Here is a 16,764-nt window from a genome sequence, read left to right on the forward strand (position 1 = left end):
GGCGGGGGAGAGGACGGCGTGCGACGTCACGGGGTCAGCGGGGCGATCCTGACGTTGCGGAAGGTGACGATGTCGCCGGCCCCGTGGTTCTGTAGGCCGATGTAGCCGGTCGCGTTCTGCCGGCCGGCGCCGCCGGGATCGTCCGCCCGGGGCGGGCTGAAGACGGCGTCGGGGACGTTCAGGTACTCGTTGATCAACTCGCCGTTCCGGAACACCGAGTAGTGCTGGCCGACGACGCGGATCTCGTAGTCGTTCCAGGTGCCCTTCGGGGTGACCCGGGCGCCGTCGAGGTCGACCCGGTCGAAGCCGTACACCGAGCCGCTCTTGTACTGGTCGCCGTCGGTCCGGTCGAAGATCTGCAACTCGTGGCCGTACTTGATGGCCACCCACTCGGGGCGGGACTCCTGCGGGTGCTGGTGCACCTGCGGGAAGCGGACGAAGACCGCGCTGTTGGCCCGGCCGTCACCGGGGGCGTCGTCGCGCCACTGGAGCTTGAGCGAGAAGTCGCCGTAGCTGCGGACCGGGAACCAGAGCATGCCGAGACCGTCGACCGCCCTACTGGTGATCGACCCGTCGGCGTTGCGCGTGAAGCCGCCGGCGCCGACCTGCTCCCAGAGCTTGAACGAGGCGGCGGTGCGGTCCAGCAGCGGCTGGTAGCCCTGCTTCGCCTCGGACCGGCCGACCTCGGAGTCGCGGGCCGTGCGTACCAGCGCGTTCTGCTCCCTCAGCAGGATCCTGCCCCGGTGGTGCAGGTGCTCGGCGACCGCCCTGACGTGCTCGACGAACTCGGCGTGGCTGGGCCAGGCCCGCTCGTCGAAGATCAGGTCGTTGATCGAGCAGCGCCCCTCGACCACCCGGTTCGGCACACCGCTGTTCGAGGTGCCGAGCCAGACCGTCGGCCGGGTGTCGGTCACCCGGCAGCTCGGTGCCGGCGGTGCGCTCGGCACCACCGTGAAGGTGGCCGACGCGGTCCCCGAGACGTTGCCGGCCCGGTCGGTGGCCCGGTAGCTGACCGTGTGCGCGCCCGGGGTGTTCACGGTGAGCGGGCCGGAGTAGACGACGTAGCCCCGGCCGTCGAGGGCGTACTCGACCCGGTGGACCCCGGACCCGGTGTCGGCGGCGGTGAGCACGATGGTGGCGCTGCCGACGTACGCCCAGCTGCCGTCCTGCTGACCGGTGATCGCGGCGGTCACCGTGGGGGCGGTGTTGTCGGGGTCGGGCGGGGCGACCACGGTGAACGAGACCGATCCGGGCGTGGAGGTGTTGCCGGCCACGTCGGTGGCCCGGTACGAGACGGTGTGCTGGCCGGGCTGGTTGACGGTGACCGGGGCGGTGTACTCGGCGTACGGCTGCCCGTCGAGCGAGTACTCGATCCGGTCCACCCCCGATCCGGCGTCGGTGGCCGAGACGGTCACGGTGGCCGCGCCGACGTACGCCCCGGTGCCGTCCCGGTTGCCGGCGACGGTGGCGGTCGCGGTCGGCGGGGTGGAGTCGTCCGGCAGCTCGACCACCGTGAACGTGACGGACTGCGCCGCCGAGGTGTTGCCCGCCCTGTCGGTGGCCCGGTACGAGACGGTGTGCTCGCCGGGCGTGTTGACGGTGACCGGGGCGGTGTACGCCGCGTACGGCTGCCCGTCGACCGCGTACTCGATCCGGTCCACGCCCGACTCGGTGTCGGTGGCCGTGACGGTCACCGTGGCGGCACCGAGGTAGCCGCCCTCGTCGTCGCGGTCCCCGGTGACCCCGCCGGTGACGGTCGGCGGCGTGGTGTCCGGAGTGGACGTGTCGGCCACCTCGAAGGTGACGGACTGGGCTGCGGAGGTGTTGCCCGCCCTGTCGGTGGCCCGGTAGCTGACGGTGTGTCGGCCCGGCTGGTGCACCATCACCGGGGCGGTGTAGGCGGCGTAGCTGCCGCCGTCGAGGGAGTACTCGGTGCGTTCGACGCCGGATTCGGTGTCGGTGGCGGTGAGGGTGACGGTGGCCATGCCGATGTAGGCGCCCTCGTCGTCTTGTTCGCCGGTGACGGCGGCGGTGACGGTGGGTGCGGTGGTGTCGGGGTCGGCCGGTTCGACGACCTGGAAGGTGGTCGACTGTACGGCGGAGGTGTTGCCGGCGACGTCGGTGGCCCGGTAGGTCACCGTGTGCTGCCCGGGAGTGTTCACCGTGACCGGGGCGGTGTAGGCGGTGTAGCTGCCGCCGTCGAGGGAGTATTCGGTGCGTTCGACGCCGGATTCGGTGTCGGTGGCGGTGAGGGTGACGGTGGCCGTGCCGATGTAGGCGCCCTCGTCGTCTTGTTCGCCGGTGACGGCGGCGGTGACGGTGGGTGCGGTGGTGTCGGGGTCGGCCGGTTCGACGACCTGGAAGGTGGTCGACTGTACGGCGGAGGTGTTGCCGGCGACGTCGGTGGCCCGGTAGGTCACCGTGTGCTGCCCGGGGGCGTTCACCGTGACCGGGCTGGAGTAGGTGCCGTACGCGCCACCGTCCAACGAGTACTCCACCCGCCCGACGCCGGATCCGGTGTCGGTGGCGGAGAGGGTGACCGTGGCGGCGCCGACGTACCCGCCGTTCTCGTCCCGTTCCCCGGTGACCTCGGCGGTCACCGTCGGCGGGGTCGTGTCCGCGCCGCCGCCGGTGACGACGAGCAGCCCGGTCATCGCGCCGTGCCCGGGGATCGCGCAGAAGTAGCGGTAGGTGCCCTCCGTGAGCACCACGTCGACGGTCCACCGGCCCTGGTTGGCGTCGAACGGGTCGGCCAGGATGTTCACGTCGACATCGCGGTTGTACTCGGGATTCCCGGTGTCGAAGGTGAGGGTGTGCTGCATCCCGCTGGTGTTGCCGGTCGCGACGCTGTTCTCGAAGACCAGGGTGGCCGGTCCGGCGACGGCGGTGGTGGGTGCGGAGACGTACGCCTCGGTGCTGTTGCCGCCCGTCCAGGTGAGCACCTGGGCCTGTAGCTCGCCGGCCGAGGTGGGATCGCTGGCTCTGCTCCGCTCGGTGTCCACCGGGCGGGCGCTGGCCGGGACGGCGAGGAGCGCCGAGCCGGTGATCAGGACGACTATCGCCGCGAGCATCCTCATCGGTCGTCCGGAGCGGCCGGTGCCGAGCCGGGGGAGCGGCCGCGAACGCCTCGGCGGGCCGCATCGCACAGGGAAGGCTGGCATGTCGAACACACCTTTCGCGAGTCTTGGGGCAACGTCGACGACCCGTCGGGGCTTCGCGTGGATCGACGGACGACATGGCGGCAGACCGCACACCGCTGGATCCGCGACGGTGGGTCCGGCGCTGCGGCTGCCGGCCTGTCACGGCTGGTGTGGACGGAGTGTCTCGGTGGGGGAGGGTGGACTAGGGCGAGGTCGGACCGGTGGGCCAGGTGACGCGGGCCGTGTTGCCGAGCCGACGCGGAGCGACGCCGTTCCGGGCATGGCGCGACGGCCGCGCCGGGTCTGCGGGCACGGTGACCTGGAGAGTTGGCGCCCCCGGTCGAGCCGTGACTCTCAGACGACGAGCTGACCGCGCCGCCGGTTAGCTCGTTTAAATATGTTGATGTTGTCCGACACTAAGTTCTTGCCGTCGAGATGTCCAGATCTTTCGGCAGGATCGTCTCCACTTTTGTCCGTGGTGACAAAAGAGTGTGGACGGTGAACGTCCGGCGGTGCTGGGGCGGGTGACGGGTGGCGAGCCCGCCCCGACCGGCGAGGCGGGCCCACCGTCGGTCAGGAGCCGTCGGCGACCGAGGCGAGCAGCCGGGCGAACTCGGCCGGCTTGCTGATCATCGGCCAGTGACCCGAATCGATGTCGACCAGGTCGAGACGCGTGACCCGGGCGAGTTCGGGTCCCTCCCCGGCGGCGATCCACTGCTGCGCCTGATCCGGCGTGAACTCCGGGCAGACGAGGACCACCGGGACGTCGAACCGTCGCTCGTCCACCAGCCGTACCACCCCCCGGGCCACCCCCTCCGGGACCGGGATCGCGCCGGCCGCGAAGGACCGCCGGGCCTCCTCGTCGAGGTCGGCGGAGTCCGGGCCATCGAAGGGCTCCCAGCCGGGGAAGGGCATCAGGCCCTCCCTCAGCTCGAAGAACTCGGCGTAGGAACCGCCGTCCGCGACGGGAAAGCCGCCGACGAGGACGACCTTGGCCACCTTCTCCGGGCGGGCGTCGGCGGCCAACCAGGCCAGCGTGCAGGCGGCGGAGTGCCCGACCACCATCGGCTTCCCCGGCGCCGCGTCCACGGCGGCGAGCACCGTCGCCACCTGGTCGTCGAGGGTGGCGGAGGTGGATCCGTCACCCTGTCCGGGAAGGGTGATCGGTACGGGTCGGTGGCCGAATGCCCGGAGTGCGGGCACGACGTCGTCCCAGGCGGATCCGTCGAGCCAGAGGCCGGCGATGAGCAGTACGTCCATGATCAGTCTTCCTCTCTGCGCGGTCAGGTCGCGTCCGGCCCTGGAACCGGTGCGCCCCGGGGCACGACGCTAGGCCCTGATCCGGACGATCTACTTCCGGTACGTCTCGGCTGGCGTCTAGGCTGCTCGGGTGCCGACCGAAACGAGCCCCACCGCACGCGCCCTCCGTACCCTGGAGATCCTCCAGGCCCGTCCCGGCACGACGGCCGGTGAACTCGCCGGTCGGCTGGGCGTCACCGAGCGGGCCGCGCGGCGGTACGTCGGAATCCTCCGTGAGGCCGGCATCCCCGTCGAGTCGATCCGGGGCCCGTACGGCGGGTACCGGCTGCGCCGCGGGACGAGGCTGCCTCCGGTCGTCTTCACCGAGGCGGAGGCGCTCGGTCTGGTCATGGCGGTGCTCGACGGTCAGCCGGCAGCCGCCGAGGCCGACGCCGACGACCTGGTCGGCTCCGCCCTGGGCAAGGTCATCCAGGTACTCCCCGAGAGCGTCGGCCGGCAGGCGGCGGCGCTGCGCCGGCACGCCTCGGCCGCGCCGGACCGGCATTCGTCCCGCCCCGATCCCGCCACCACCAGTGCGCTGGTCACCGCCGTCGCGGCCCGACGCCGGGTGCTGGTCACCTACCGGACGGAGTCCGGCAACGAGTGGGACGCCGAGGTGGACCCCTGGGCGGTCGTGGTCCGGTACGGCCGCTGGTATCTGCTCTGCCACTCGCACCGCGCGGACGCCGTCCGCACCTACCGGCTCGACCGGGTCAGCGCGGTCCGACAGACCGGGTACCCGTTCGAGCCGCCCGACGGCCTCGACCCGGTCGCGGCGCTGGAGGAGAACCTGGGAACCGGGTGGGAGTTCCGCACCCGGGTCGCCTTCGACGCCCCGGCGGCCGAGGTGGCCCCGTGGATCAGGCCCCCGATGGGACGGCTCGAACCCGCCGGTGCCGGCTGCGTGCTGGTCGGCAGCACCAGCAACCCCGCGATGTACGCCGAGGAGTGGCTGCCGAGCGTACCGTTCGCCTTCCGGGTCGAGGGTGGGCCGGAACTGCGAGCGGCGGTCGCGGCCGTCGCGGCCCGACTCGGCGCCGCCGTCACCCCCTGAGCCGGTGGCGCCGTCCCCCGTACCCGGGACTTCTACAATGGACTGGTGCAGACCAACTCGACCTCGGGTAACGACCTCACCTGGATGCTGGACCAGTTGGTGGAGGTTCCCGACGTCGTCCACGCCGTCGTCCTGTCGACCGACGGGCTGATCGTCCAGAAGTCCACCGGGCTGGCCCAGGACGCGGCGGAGCTCCTGGCCGCCGGCGCCTCCTCCCTGCACAGCGTCGCCGCCGGCACGGGCCGACGGTTCGACAGCGGGCAGGTGCAGCAGGTCATCGTCGAGTACGACGGTCACACCCTGTTCGTCGCCGCCGCGGGCCGCAACGCCCGGCTGGCCGTACTCTGTGAGCAGACCGTCGACATGGGAACGGTCGCGTACGAGATGAGCCGGCTGGTGATCCGGATCGGTGAGCACCTCGGCGCCGAGGTACGCCGGACCGCGACGGTCGCCAACGGCCAGCAGGGCAGGGGTTATGGCGTATGACGTGTGGGACGGCGACGACGCGGCGCAGGCCGGGTTGGTGCCGTTGTACATCCTCGTCAAGGGGCGGACGAGTCCGCGCAACAGCAACCTCGACCTGGCCACCCAGGTCATCGCCCTGCCGGTCGACCCGGGTCGGCTGGAGCTGGAGTACCGCGAGATCGTCGACCGCTGCACCCGCTGGGTGTCGATCGCCGAGATCGGCGCCTACCTGCACCGCCCGCTCACCATCACCAAGGTCATGGTGGACGTGCTGATCGAGCAGGGATACCTCCGCGTCGGCGCACCGGCACAGCAGAAGATCGCCGATCGGCGGCTTCTGGAAACGGTCCTCGCCGGGCTGGAAAGACTCTAGGCAAGAAGGAAATCGAACGTGGATCGCAGGTCGGTCAAGGTCGTCGTGGCGGGCGGCTTCGGTACGGGCAAGACCACCCTGGTCGGCTCGGTCAGCGAGATTCCGCCGCTGACCACCGAGGAGGTGCTGACCGAGGCCGGCGTCGGCGTCGACGACCTCATGGGGGTCGAGGGCAAGACCCGGACCACCGTCGCACTCGACTTCGGGCGGATCACCATCGGCCCGGACGTGGTGCTCTATCTCTTCGGTACGCCCGGCCAGGACCGGTTCTGGTTCATCTGGGACGAACTCGCACAGGGCGCGGTCGGCGCGGTCGTGCTGATCGACACCCGCCGGCTGGACACGAGTTTTCCCGCCGTCGACTATTTCGAGAGGCGCGGAATTCCCTTCGTCGCCGCCGTGAACCGGTTCTTCGGCGAGTGCCTGTACACCGAGGCGGAGATCCGGTCGGCGCTGAAGCTCGACGATTCGGTGCCGCTCCTCTGGTGCGATGCCCGGGAGCGGGAGTCCAGCAAGCGGGCGCTGATCGGACTGGTCCGGCACGCGTTGGCCCGTATGCCGGTCGCCGGCTGACGTCACCGGCCACCCTCGGGGTCCGGGAAGCCGGACCCCGAGGGTGGCGGGACCGCGCCGCTACCCGGCGTAGGTCTCGAATTCGGCGACTCTCGGCGTGCTGGTCGAACTGGTGATGTCAAAAGTGATCTTGCGTAGTGAGGTCGCGGGGAAGGTGATGACGCCCGCTCCGCTGCCGGAGGTCAGGACCGCACCGGTGTCGTGGTTGACCACCCGCCAGGACCCGATGTTGCCGACGGCGCCCGACGCCTCGCGGATGTTGATCCTGGAGACGGTGGTGGCGGAACCCCACTTGATCGAGATGGACCCGGTCGAGCCGGCCGGCGACCAGTAGGTGTTCATGTCACCGTCCCGCACGTTGCCGTAGCCCGTGCCGTCGGCCTTGCTGGAGCCGTCCGAGCCGGCCCCGATGCTGAGGTTGGTCCCGCTGGGCGGCTGGGTCGGGGTCGGCGTGGGGGTCGTCGGCGTGGGTGTGGGCCGCGTCGGCGTCGGCGTGGGGCGGGTCGGGGTCGGCGTCGGTCCCTGCGGCGAGCAGCTGCCGTCCGAGACCCGCAGGCCCGTGTTCGCGCCCGCCGTCTGCCGGACGACGTCCGGCACGCAGCCGGCCCCGTCGAGGCGGTAGGAGTACGGGATGCTGACGGTGGTGTTGGACTGCGGGTTGGGGCCGGCCGGGTTGGTGTCGCTGCCCGGGCTGGACCAGGTCACGTTGTCGAAGACGTTGCCGCTGACCTGCCAGTAGCCGGCCTCGCTGGTGTAGAAGGTGCCCAGCACGTCCTTCGAGTTCCTGAAGTAGTTGTTCTCCACCTTGGCCCGGGCTCCGGCCCGGGAGTTGATGCCGGACTCGTGCAGGCTCACGTAGTGGTTGTTGTAGATGTGTGCGATGCCGCCACGGAGCAGCGGCGTACGGGAGTCGATGTTCTCGTACAGGTTGTGGTGGTACGTGATGAAGCCGTTCGAGCGGTCGCTCTCGCTGGATCCGACCAGGCCACCACGGCCGGAGTTGCGCAGGATGCTGTACGAGAGGGTGACGTACTGGGTGTTGTCCTTCATGTCGAAGAGGCCGTCGAAGCCCTCCGACTCCCCGCCCGAGGCCTCCAGGGTGACGTGATCGACCCAGACGTTGCGGACGGTGCTCTCCATCCCGATCGCGTCGCCGCCGTTGGAGGTCGGCGATCCCGACTTCTTGACGTTCCGGATGGTCACGTTCTGGATGATGATGTTGCTGGAGTCGCGGATGTGGATGCCGAGCTGGTCGAAGACGGCTCCGCCGACCCCGATGATCGTGACGTTGCTGATCTCCTTGAGCTCGATCTTGTCGGCGGCGGTGTTGCAGCTGTCGCCGGAGACCTTGCTGGTGTTGCCGTGGTTGATGGTCCCGGAGACCTCGATGGTGATCGGGGTACTGCTACTGGCCCGGTTGCAGAGGGCCGTGTGGATAGCGGTCCCGGTGCTGGCCCGGACCGTCTGTCCGCCCGCACCGCCGGTGGTTCCACCGTTCTGCGTCGCATAGCCGGTGGCGCTGCCGACCGCGGCCGACGCCTGGGGCATCGGTAGCGCGACACCGACCGCGACCGCGACGGCCGCCGTTGCCAGCGCCGCCTGAAGCCGCAATGCGGTTGGTCGTCGTCTCATCTTCGCCTCACCTTCGTCTCCGGAGTGCTGGTGTGCCGGTACCTGCCGCGCTCATGTCGGCGGGTCGCCGAGGCTGCCGATCCGGCCCCCGGCGCCGGTGCGCTCGCACCGCTGGTGCACAGGGCTGGACCCGCCCTTCCGCGCGTGGATCGGGTCGCGGCTCCGCCGTGGCCCGGCCCGCACCGAGGTCCGCGAGATCGCTGGCGCTGGTCGATTGGCAGCCAGCGTCAGAGCGGAAGGGAAAGCGCTTTCTCCAGCGAGGATAGGGAAGTGTCTATAGAGAAGGCAAGATCGTGCCCGGAATGCGGGTGGATGATCAGGTTCGGGAACTCTGAGTTCTTCGACCCGTAGCGCCGCCGGAGCGGGCGCGGCTGTGGCCCGGAACGCGGCAGGCGCGGCTGCGGCCCGGAACGCGGGCGCGGAGAGGTGGTCGCCGCCGTCCGGTGTGGTCCCCTGGTGTCGTGCTGCCGGGTGTGGTGGGGGTCAGCGCTGCCCGGCAGGGCCCGGCGTGACGGAGCACGCCGGGCCCGGTCCGTCAGGTGCCCGGCCGGTAGCGCCGCTCGACATGGCCCTCAAGGTCCTCCGGATAGAAGTAGACGGGCCGGAGGTTGCCGCTCGCGTAGCGCTCGGCCTGGTCGTTGAAGTGCGGCGAGTCGGGATGCCCGCTGGCGCCGCCGGCCGTCACCGCCCAGGCCCGCAGCCTCGGCCCGAACTCCACCACCGCCACGAAGCTGTTGCCGCTGGTGCCGTAGTAGCGCTTCGTGCCGGGCCAGCGCCGTGCGCCGAACGAGGCGAGCGAACCCCACTGCGCGGAGGTGAAGGGTACCGGGATGCTCGGCTTGGCATCGTCGAAGGTCTGGGTGATCGCACCGTCGTTGCGCTGGAAGCGGTTGATCTCGCCCCAGGGCACCTGCCAACTGCCGAAGTCCTGGGTCAACCGCTGGGTCGCCGCGTCGAGCGCCTCAAGTCGTTGCGCGTCGGTGGCCCGCTCGGCCAGATAGTCCCACATGGACATTCCCGCGTCCCGGGCCGCCTGCGCCAGCGGTGCCCAGAGCGCCTCGCCCCAGAACACCGCCAGGGACGTCGCGGTCGATTCGGCGCCCCAGCGGTAGTCCCACCCGCGCAGCAGGTCGACCTGGCCGGCGAGGCCCGCCTTTCGCGGGTCGCCCTCGGGCAGCCGGTCCCACGCCGCCACCAGCCCCGGTACCAGCCGGGCGAAGGCGGTGAGGTAGCGGTCGAAGGCGGCCTGGATCAGGGTCTGCGGGGTGAACTTGCGGCGTGCGGTCAATACCCGGATCGCCTGCGGCCCACGCGGGTTCTCCCCGGCCTGATCGAAGTAGCGCGGATAGTCGGCGGCGTCCGGGCTGTCCGGGCCGGCCGCGGTCCAGGGCCAGTTGTTGGTGTTGAACGCCCAGCCGTTCCTCGGGTTCACCGCCTGCGGAAGGCTCCGGAGACTGTGCAGCCCCCGCCAGTCGGTCGCCGGGTCGCTGCCGTCGACGGGCCTGCGGTAGTCGAAGCGATCGTCGCGGATCGGCATGAACTGCGGCACCAGGAAGGCGATCTCGCCCTTCGAGTCCGCGAAGAGCGTGTTGTTCGAGCTGTTGGCCTTGAGCCCCGCCACCCGGATGAAGTCCGAGTAGTCACGCGTCTTGGTGCGCAGGAAACTCTGCTGGAGCGCCTCGACCGGCCGGTTCATCAGCGCGAACGCGATCCACTTGCCGTCGGCCTCGCGTACGACCGGGCCGTGGTGGGTGGCGAAGGTGGTGAAGGTGCGCTCTGCCCGCCCACCGTCCGCCGTACGGTAGGAGAGCGTGATCGTCTTCGTCGCCACCCGCCGCAGCGCGTCCCCGTAGCGGTAGTAGCGCTGACCGTCCGCCCTGGTCACGATCGTCTCGGCGAACTCGTCGACGTTGTCGACGCCGCTGGAGGTGTGCATCCAGCCGGTCTTCGCGTTGAAGCCCTGGTAGATGAAGAACTGGCCCCAGGTGGCCGCGCCGTACGCGTTCAGTCCCTCGCCGCTCGTCACGTGCTGCTCCGAGCGGAAGAAGAAGCTGGTGTGCGGGTTGATCAGCAGCAGTGCGTTGCCGTCCCTGGTGTGGCTCGGCGCGATCGCGATGCCGTTCGAGCCGCTCGGCTCCCGGAACAGCAGTCCGCGTTCCTCGTCCGTCATCGGCAGCGTCCTGCCGCCGTAGAAGGCTTCGAGCTGGCTCAGGGGCACCCGCTCGATGTCACCGCCGATGCTGCCCTCGGAGAAGCTCAGCGGCATCCACGGCTCGAACCGGTCCAGCACGCGCGGGCGTACCTCCGGATGGGTGGCGAGGTAGTAGTTGAGCCCGTCCGCCCAGGCCCGCATCAGCTCGCGCAACCAGCCGGGTGTCTTCGCGTACTCCCGCTTCAGGGCCTCGGGGTCGACGAAGAGCCGCTGGCGCAGATCCTGCCAGATCGCGGTCTCGCCCTCGGCCTCGGCGAGGCGGCCGAGACTGACCAGATAGTTCCGCTCGATCCGGTTGAAGTCGTCCTCGGCCTGCGCGTACATCATGCCGAACACCGCATCGGCGTCGGTGTGACCGCGTACGTGTGGAATGCCCCAGTCGTCGCGGACGATCGTCACCCGGGTCGCCTGCTTGCGCCAGCGGGCGAGATCGGGCCCGGCCTGCGTCGGAGCGGCGGCCGCGGCACCGGACGGAAGCCCCGCCGCGACGGCCGCGGCTCCGGCGGCCAGTCCGACCGCCTCACCGAGAACTCGGCGCCTGCTCAGCCCTTGGTTCATGAGTCGTCCACCCTTCTCGAAGGCCCAGGGATCGCCTGGTTCGGTGGCGGGATCCGCGTGCCGGCGGACACGGTCGTCCCGGCCGGGCATTGGCGGTGGTCATCGCCGGCCCCGGGGCTGTCCGGCCGGTCCAGCCGGGGTGAACAGCCGGAGCGTCATGATCATCACCATAGGTCAAACCGGCCCGATCCGGAACCGCGTCGACCGCGCCGATTTCGACCGGTACCTATGCGTGCCAACTCGCCGGGCACGATTCCCGGCACGCCCAGGCGCCGGAACGGCTCGGCTGGCCGTCACCGCGCGGGGCGCGTCCCGGGGTGCCAGCACACCACCGTTAGCCTGTGCGGACCGGCGGCCGAGCGGATCCGGCGGCCGCTGTCGCAGGCGTCTTCGGCACGGCCGGTTCGTCCGTGCCTGCGCGAGCAGGGGCCGGGCGTCGGCCCGGGCCTCGGCTTCGGCGCCCTGCTCGGCAGCGGTTGCGGTCGGGCCGGTGGCGGTGCTCGCGGCGGCCGGCGCGGACGGGCGGCCGGTGAACCGTCGAGTCGGTCGAAAGGGGGCGGTGGTGTGACGGGACGGTTCGGTCGGCTCACCGACGCGGTGCTGGGCGGCGTACGGGCAGCCCGGGCCAGGGTGCGTGAGCTGCGTGAGGAGCTCCGTACCAGCGACGAGCCCGAACGGCTCCTCGTCGCCCCGCTGCTCCCCGGCGAGCGGCTCCGCTACGTCGGGCTCGCCTCCCTTCGTACCTCGCAGACGCACCGCGCCGGCAGCCAGCTCGCGGAGCTGATGGCCGACGAGATCGCCGAGGCGCTCGATCCCCGGGCGCTCTTCGGCCTGCTGCACATCGTCAACCCGGGTGCCTGGCTGGACGCGGTGATGACACCGGTGCGGTTCGCCTCGGGTGTGCTGCTGCACCCGGCCAAGGCCGCCGCGGTTGCCGCCGGCCTGGCGGAGCAGGCGGCGCCGGAGCAGGCGGCGCCGGAATCCGCGCCGGGGCACCGGCCGGCGCACCGGGAGCCGCTGCCGCTGACCGAGGAGCAGGAGGCGTTCCGGACCCTGTTCCGGTTGAGCCGGTACCGCCCGCTGGCCGACCAGCTCGCCGAGATCGCCTACCGGCGTCGGTACGTCTTCAGCGGTGATCTCGCCACTCTCGCCGGCAGCCTGCTGCTCTTCCTCGACCGCTACACCGGTACGCCGCTGGCGGTGACCGACTCGCACCTGCACCTGCTGCGGATGGGTCGCCGGCCCGACGAGGGCCGGCCGGACCGGCGCCAGCCGAGACTGCTCTGGAGCGTGCCTCGTGACCGGGTGGCCCGGATCGACTCCGAGGGCGGCCCCACCCGACTGCTGCGGTTCCCGTCCACCGTCGTCTTCGACGACGGCTCGTGGATTCGGATCGTCAACCCGACGACCCACGACGACCAGTCCCGGTTTCTCGCGGCGGTCGAGGGCATCCCGGGACAGCGCCCCGCGCCCTGAGCCGTCGGTCGGTGGACGGTCGGCGGCCGGCGGATCGACGGGTCGTGCCGTGCACCTCGCTCCGGTAGTGTTGCGGTCGCAAGGGGAGTAGCTCCCAACGCGATGGTCGACATGCTGACCTGCCCGAGCGGGTCCGGCCATCCGACCTCCGCCTGTCGGAGGTGAGCGAGACCTTCGACTTCGGCACCCTGGTGCCGGGTGGAGGTGCTCGCCTGACTCTCCACCCGGTGCGGCTGTCCCGGGAGGACTCTGTGCGTGATTCTTCGGCGGCTCTGCCGCTACGCCGTGCGCCGTGGACCGTACCGCCGCCTTCGGCGGGTGCGGCTCCGGCACCGACCGGCGAGCCCCGGGGGTGTACCCGGGCATGCTGACCGACCTCCTCGGCTATCTGCTGCGGATAGCACCCGGCCTCACGCTGGTCACCGGCTGCCTGCTGCTGACCCGCCGGCAACGTGATCCACTGCTGTCGATCGTCCTGCTCATCCTCGGTTTCGTCCTGATCCGCGACGCCATGACACCCCTCGGGCTGTGGCGGCTCGGCACCGTCGGCGGCCTGGCGCCCTGGCTGCGGTTCAGCACCGACACCGCACTGCTGGCCGCGCTCGGCGTCGCCACCCTGGCCCTCACCGCGACGGTGCTGGCCGGCGACCGACGGCTCCGCGCGCTCGTCCCTCGACAACGCCCCGACCTCGCCGGGGTCGGTCTGGGCATCGCCGGGGCCGCCCTGGCCGCGGGCCCGGTTCTGGCCATCGCCAGCCGCTGGCCACCGGTGGAGCGGGGCGGCACCGTCGCGCTCTCCGCGATCCCGGTGATCCTGTTCTTCTGCCTCGCCGGCAACCTCTTCGAGGAGGTGCTCTTCCGGGGCCTGTTGCAGTCCCGGCTGGCCCAGCTGACCAGCCCGGTACGCGCCGCGTTGCTGTCCGGGCTCTTCTTCGGGGCCTGCCACAGCTTCCTCGCCTCCACCGTCACCGACCTCGGCTGGCCGCTCCTGGCGTTCACCGCGTGGGAGGGGCTCGTCTGCGCCTTCCTGCGCCTGCGTCACGGCCTCACTCCGGCCGTGCTGGCGCATGGCCTCGCCATCGCGGCCCTGGCGACCGGTCTGCCGTGGTGACGCCGCCCGCCGGGGTCGACCGGTGGGCGGCGCGGAGCCGTCGACCCGGCCCGTACCCGACGGGACGGGGTGGGGTGCGCTAACCGTGGGTACGCCGGGCCAGCCAGCCGGCCATCGCGCGGACGCCGTACCCGATGGCCCGCTCGTCCGGGTCGAAGGTGCCGAAGTGTGGAGCGCTGGTCTCGATGCCGGCCCCCGGGGCGCGGACGCCGAGGAAGGTGTAGGTGCCGGGCAGCCGGTCGAGGAAGAGGGCGAAGTCCTCGCCGTTGAACGGCACCGGGGCGTGCAGCCTCGCCACCCGGGCAGCGCCGAGGTTCTGCCGCAGATGGCGCTGCAGGGCCAGGCCCTCCCGCTCCGGGCAGAGCATGGCCGGGAACGGGGTGTCCCGGAAGCTCACCGACGCCCCGCCGGACGAGTTCGCGAGTCGGCGGATCTCCTCGCGGATCCCGGTGTACCGCTGTTCCGGCCAGCAGCGGTAGGAGATCCGGACCTCCGGCGGGCCGGCGGCGTCCGGTGCCTCCGCCCGCATGAAGACGAACTCGGCCAACGGCCCGTCCGGGGTCTGGATGTCCGTGACCAGCCGTTCGAGGTCCGCGGGCGTGGCGGGCGGGGAGACGGTGCCGAGGGCGTTGATCGCGGCGGCGAGCTGCTGCGCCCGGGCGGTCGCGTCCGGACCCGTCAGGGTCACCACGCCCCGGTCCTGGCCGGGGAGCCCGGACCCGGGCGTGACGACGAACTGGCCGACCGGGAAGGGACCGCAGTGCAGGGCGTGGATCTCCGCCGGCCGGGCCCGGCCGAACAGGTCGTCGTCGAGCATCGCGGCGGCACCGGCGAGCGCCTCCTCGGCGGGCTGGAAGACGAACACCACCGAGCCGGTGAGCCGGTCGCGCAGCAGTGCCAGTACCTGTGCCACCCCCACCCCCACGGCGGTGTGCAGGTCGTGCCCGCACAGGTGGGCCGGTCGCGTGCCGCCGCCGAACTGGTCGCCCGGCGGCACCGCGTCCATGTCGGCCCGGTAGGCGACCGTCCGGCCGGGCCGGGCGCCGGTGAGGACCGCGACGACCCCGTGACCGCCGACCCCCGTCCTGACCTCCAGGCCGGCCGCGCGAAGTCGCCGCGCCACCACGGCGGAGGTGCGCCGCTCCTCGCCCGCCGTCTCGGGGTGCCGGTGGAGGTCGCGGCGCAGCTCGACGAGGTCGCGGTCCAGCCGGGACGCCACGGCGTGCACCGCCCGCCCGTCGACCGGCCCGGATGCCGGAGCACCGGGGCGGGGCGGCGCACCGGCGGCCGGTGCGCCCACCGCGGCCGTCAGCCCGCCGCCGAGTACGGCGACGGCGGCGCCACCGAGCAGCGTGCGCCGGCTGACGACCGGGCTGTCCGAGTGCGACATGCTTCCTCCCGTGAGACTGCGACTGCCGTCCGAGCAAGTCGGTGGACCGAGTCTGTGGCACGGGACCGGGGGAGCGCATTGCAGCTGCCCCCTCCATTCGACCGAGGGCTACCCCTACCACCCGCCTCGGCGTCCATCCAGGACGGTCGGATCCGACCCGGGCGACGATCCGGCTAGCCGGTCGGCAGGTCCTCGACGGCACGGGTCGCCTCGTCGAGCAGTCGGCGCGCCTCGGCCGAGTCCGGGGCGACCCGTACGGCGGTGCGGGCGGCGCTCAGTGCCTCGGCGGCCCGGCCGAGCCGGAGCGCGTAGTAGGCGTAGCCGGTGAGCGCCGACTCCTGCTCGGGGTTGTCGCGGTGTACCGCCTCCAGCAGCCTCCAGGCGGTGTCGCGGGCGCCGCGCTCCCAGAGCCGGTCGACGTAGTGCAGCCGGTGGTCGATGGTGTGCGGGTCGGTGGGGTCGACGGTGCCGGGGTCGCCGACGGCCGTACGTAGCCGGGTGTACAACTCGACGAACGGCTCCGGTACGCCGTGGCTCTCCAGCAACCGGAAGATGTTGGCGATCGACGTCGCGTCCGGTGACAGTGCGGCGGCCCGTTGGAAGGTGCCGAGCGCCTCGTCCAGCCCGCCGCGTTCCAGTTGGATCATCCCGAGCGCGTTGTGGTAGGCCACGTGGTCGGGGTCCAGGGCGAGCGCCCTGGCCATCGACCGTTCCGCCCGGTCGAGGTCGCCGTGGTTGAACTCCGTCATCGACAGCACGGAGTGCGCCCGTGGCCATTCCGGGGCGTGCCGTACCGCTTCGCGCGCCGCGTGCAGCGCCTCCTCGCCGTGTTCCGCACCGAGTTTGCCCAGTACGGTGGCCAGGGCGAGCCAGCCCGCCGCGTTCTCCGGGTCGAGTTGCACCACCCGGCGGGCGTACGGTTCGGCCTCGGCCGGTTCGTTCCGCTGGCAGAGCAGGTCGCTCAGCCCGGTGAGCGCGGTCGGCCAGTCCGGCTCGACCGCCACCAGCCGGCGGGCGACCTCGTACGCCTCGTCCTGGCGGCCGGTGTTGCGCAGGATCCACGCCAGGTCGGCCAGTGCGGTCGGATGGTCCGGGCGGGTGGCGAGCACCGGGCGGAGCAGCGCCTCGGCCTGCGCCCAGCGGCCCAACTGGATCAGCGCGTCCGAGCGGCTGACCGCTGCCGCGTGCGGATCCGGTTCTCCGGCCACCACCCTCCTCGACGTGCGCTCTGCGCCGGAGGCAACGGCGTGGCGCCACGGCGGACTTCCGGTAGGCCCGGGGGGAACGGGCGTCGGCCCAGAGGATACCGACGAGGGGAGCCGGCGTCGGCGGACCCTCGGCGGCCGCCAGGCGAGTGCCCAGATCGGTGCCGAAAAGGCTTTCAACCCCGGACCGCGCCGGGGGTGGCCTGCGGACGGCTCCGGCAGCGGCTCGTCGCGGCGGTGTCGGCCGGTTGGGCCGGAGCCGGGTCACGCACCGGC

General features: G+C 71.9%; 12 protein-coding genes. 6 read left to right on the plus strand and 6 right to left on the minus strand.

The features are described from left to right. Positions 1-26: 26 nt before the first annotated feature. Complete coding sequence (locus C6361_RS21880) at positions 27-3,077, minus strand: family 16 glycoside hydrolase (RefSeq protein WP_159079419.1); 3,051 nt, start codon at positions 3,075-3,077, stop codon at positions 27-29. A gap of 636 nt (positions 3,078-3,713) precedes the next feature. After that, positions 3,714-4,400, minus strand: coding sequence for an alpha/beta fold hydrolase (locus tag C6361_RS21885; protein ID WP_107268844.1), 687 nt, complete (start codon positions 4,398-4,400; stop codon positions 3,714-3,716). A 130-nt stretch (positions 4,401-4,530) separates the two neighbouring features. On the opposite strand from C6361_RS21885, the gene C6361_RS21890 reads away from it, so the two are divergent. The 4 genes from C6361_RS21890 to C6361_RS21905 are packed head-to-tail and all read left to right on the plus strand — an operon-like array spanning position 4,531 to position 6,904. Further along, positions 4,531-5,493: a YafY family protein gene (locus C6361_RS21890; RefSeq protein WP_107268845.1), complete on the plus strand. Its 963-nt coding sequence runs from the start codon at positions 4,531-4,533 to the stop codon at positions 5,491-5,493. 45 nt (positions 5,494-5,538) lie between these two features. Beyond that, entirely contained in the window at positions 5,539-5,979 is a 441-nt protein-coding gene (locus tag C6361_RS21895) for a roadblock/LC7 domain-containing protein (protein ID WP_369930291.1), read from the plus strand. Further along, complete coding sequence (locus tag C6361_RS21900) at positions 5,969-6,331, plus strand: DUF742 domain-containing protein (RefSeq protein WP_107258900.1); 363 nt, start codon at positions 5,969-5,971, stop codon at positions 6,329-6,331. Before C6361_RS21895 ends, C6361_RS21900 begins: the two co-directional genes overlap by 11 nt. A gap of 18 nt (positions 6,332-6,349) precedes the next feature. Further along, positions 6,350-6,904, plus strand: a complete 555-nt coding sequence (locus C6361_RS21905) for an ATP/GTP-binding protein (RefSeq protein ID WP_107268846.1) — start codon at positions 6,350-6,352, stop codon at positions 6,902-6,904. Positions 6,905-6,964: 60 nt separating this feature from the next. Here C6361_RS21905 and C6361_RS21910 read toward each other — a convergent pair whose 3' ends face one another. Continuing rightward, the gene (locus C6361_RS21910) at positions 6,965-8,536 is read right to left on the minus strand and encodes a polysaccharide lyase family 1 protein (protein ID WP_107258902.1); all 1,572 of its coding nucleotides are present in this window, start codon (positions 8,534-8,536) and stop codon (positions 6,965-6,967) included. 535 nt (positions 8,537-9,071) lie between these two features. Then, a complete protein-coding gene (locus tag C6361_RS21915; protein WP_107271095.1) occupies positions 9,072-11,306 on the minus strand; it encodes a penicillin acylase family protein in 2,235 nt (744 codons plus the stop codon). Between the two features lie 564 nt (positions 11,307-11,870). On the opposite strand from C6361_RS21915, the gene C6361_RS21920 reads away from it, so the two are divergent. Both C6361_RS21920 and C6361_RS21925 read left to right on the plus strand, forming a co-directional pair. Beyond that, positions 11,871-12,782, plus strand: coding sequence for a hypothetical protein (locus C6361_RS21920; protein WP_107268847.1), 912 nt, complete (start codon positions 11,871-11,873; stop codon positions 12,780-12,782). A 292-nt stretch (positions 12,783-13,074) separates the two neighbouring features. Then, positions 13,075-13,893, plus strand: a complete 819-nt coding sequence (locus tag C6361_RS21925; protein ID WP_234358940.1) for a CPBP family intramembrane glutamic endopeptidase — start codon at positions 13,075-13,077, stop codon at positions 13,891-13,893. 79 nt (positions 13,894-13,972) lie between these two features. Here C6361_RS21925 and C6361_RS21930 read toward each other — a convergent pair whose 3' ends face one another. Together C6361_RS21930 and C6361_RS21935 are read right to left on the minus strand one after the other, a co-directional pair. Further along, positions 13,973-15,283, minus strand: a complete 1,311-nt coding sequence (locus tag C6361_RS21930; protein ID WP_107268848.1) for a M20 family metallopeptidase — start codon at positions 15,281-15,283, stop codon at positions 13,973-13,975. A gap of 173 nt (positions 15,284-15,456) precedes the next feature. Beyond that, on the minus strand, positions 15,457-16,491 hold the full coding sequence (locus C6361_RS21935) for a tetratricopeptide repeat protein (protein WP_159079420.1): 1,035 nt from the start codon (positions 16,489-16,491) through the stop codon (positions 15,457-15,459). Positions 16,492-16,764: the final 273 nt, after the last annotated feature.

Origin of the sequence: Plantactinospora sp. BC1 (genome assembly GCF_003030345.1) — a bacterium.
Lineage (GTDB): Bacteria > Actinomycetota > Actinomycetes > Mycobacteriales > Micromonosporaceae > Plantactinospora.

Bases quoted from the DNA above. Each gene is read 5' to 3' on its own strand.
- C6361_RS21880 (WP_159079419.1), bottom strand. From the start codon at position 3,077: ATGAGGATGCTCGCGGCGATAGTCGTCCTGATCACCGGCTCGGCGCTC.
- C6361_RS21900 (WP_107258900.1), top strand. From the start codon at position 5,969: ATGGCGTATGACGTGTGGGACGGCGACGACGCGGCGCAGGCCGGGTTG.
- C6361_RS21930 (WP_107268848.1), bottom strand. From the start codon at position 15,283: ATGTCGCACTCGGACAGCCCGGTCGTCAGCCGGCGCACGCTGCTCGGT.
- C6361_RS21910 (WP_107258902.1), bottom strand. From the start codon at position 8,536: ATGAGACGACGACCAACCGCATTGCGGCTTCAGGCGGCGCTGGCAACG.
- C6361_RS21885 (WP_107268844.1), bottom strand. From the start codon at position 4,400: ATGGACGTACTGCTCATCGCCGGCCTCTGGCTCGACGGATCCGCCTGG.
- C6361_RS21915 (WP_107271095.1), bottom strand. From the start codon at position 11,306: ATGAACCAAGGGCTGAGCAGGCGCCGAGTTCTCGGTGAGGCGGTCGGA.